2 protein-coding genes and 1 pseudogene are annotated in these 1,085 nt (G+C 46.5%); all 3 read right to left on the reverse strand.

Features of this window, described 5'->3' with window-relative positions; genetic code table 11:
* Window positions 1-324, reverse strand: a 324-nt coding sequence (locus tag A3757_RS00400) for a hypothetical protein (protein WP_156506060.1), incomplete at its 3' end; no start/stop codon positions are given.
* Between the two features lie 18 nt (window positions 325-342).
* On the reverse strand, window positions 343-633 hold the full coding sequence (locus A3757_RS00405; RefSeq protein ID WP_082872027.1) for a Bor/Iss family lipoprotein: 291 nt from the start codon (window positions 631-633) through the stop codon (window positions 343-345).
* 158 nt (window positions 634-791) lie between these two features.
* Window positions 792-1,085: pseudogene (locus A3757_RS25975) on the reverse strand (hypothetical protein); the annotation flags it as partial.

The raw sequence follows: 1,085 nt of genomic DNA on the forward strand, positions 1-1,085 counted from the left end.
ATCCAGCAAGCCGACCACCACATCTACTGGTGTAACCTCAGTAGTAACCTGGTTCCAGTCAAGGCCGACACAAACCTGACTTGTTTCAAGGGCATTGCTTAATTCAGCGAACTGATAAATGCTGTGGTGATACCACCTGCGGTAGCGCTTGCCTGAGCTGGCATCCAAATCGTCTTCGGATACATCTGATGAGAAGTCAAATAGAGACGGTACGGGGTCAGGCACGACTTCGCCATTTTCAAAATGGATCACTGCGCAGCCTTGGCTCATCGCTATTGTCGTCGCTAGCAGGGTGGCACTTAGTAATTTATTTAGCTGTTTCATGAATCGTCATTCTCCAGTTCACACCAGACTTTCGCAGTTCTGGGGAGGTATAAGCCTAGATAAGGTGGCAAATAGCACATCTGTTGCCGAGTATTTGCTTTGCATTTGTTTTACGGGTTGTTGGCGACAAATTTTGGTGACGTCAATGTGATGCTCGCCGATAAAGCCCCATAAAAAGAAATGTTTGGATTCTTCATAATGAGGGCGGTATCTGAAGTCAGAGGGGCCGCTTTCGGTAATGGTGACCGCAGCGCAGCCTCCCAAGCTAATTGCAAGAAATAAGACAAAGAGGGTAGAAATTTTGCTCATTGCGCATCCATGTATCAAACAGTCTATTATTCTGGGGAATTATAGCGAGTTTTGCGAGACTTCAGGCGAACCAGTATGCAAAAAAATGAAGTACCTGCGATAAAAGTTATACGAGGCCTGCTAAGAGGCGCCCGTATAAGCTAATGAGGCCAACTGTATTACTTGCTTAACTTCTCTTGCTGCGCTTTGATTGCTGCTTGCTTTTCAAGTTTACGTCGAGCAATCGTCTCGCTGACATCGCCACCAATGTGTTTCTCATGGCGCAGCTTAGCGAGTTCTATTTGCTTCTGTCGTTCAGCGAAGCGGGCTTTTTGTGCTTCGGTGTGCATGTCGTGACACCTTGGGCAGCTAACGCCCTCAACATAAAGCTCGCTAGATTTATCTTCTTCTGTAATTGGAAGACGACATGCATTACATTGATCGTAACGACCTTTCTCCAGTTGGTGATTGAC

The sequence above is a fragment of the Oleiphilus sp. HI0117 genome (genome assembly GCF_001635235.1).

Excerpts from the sequence above, each read along its gene's own strand:
- A3757_RS00405 (WP_082872027.1), bottom strand. The coding sequence starts at position 633 with ATGAGCAAAATTTCTACCCTCTTTGTCTTATTTCTTGCAATTAGCTTG.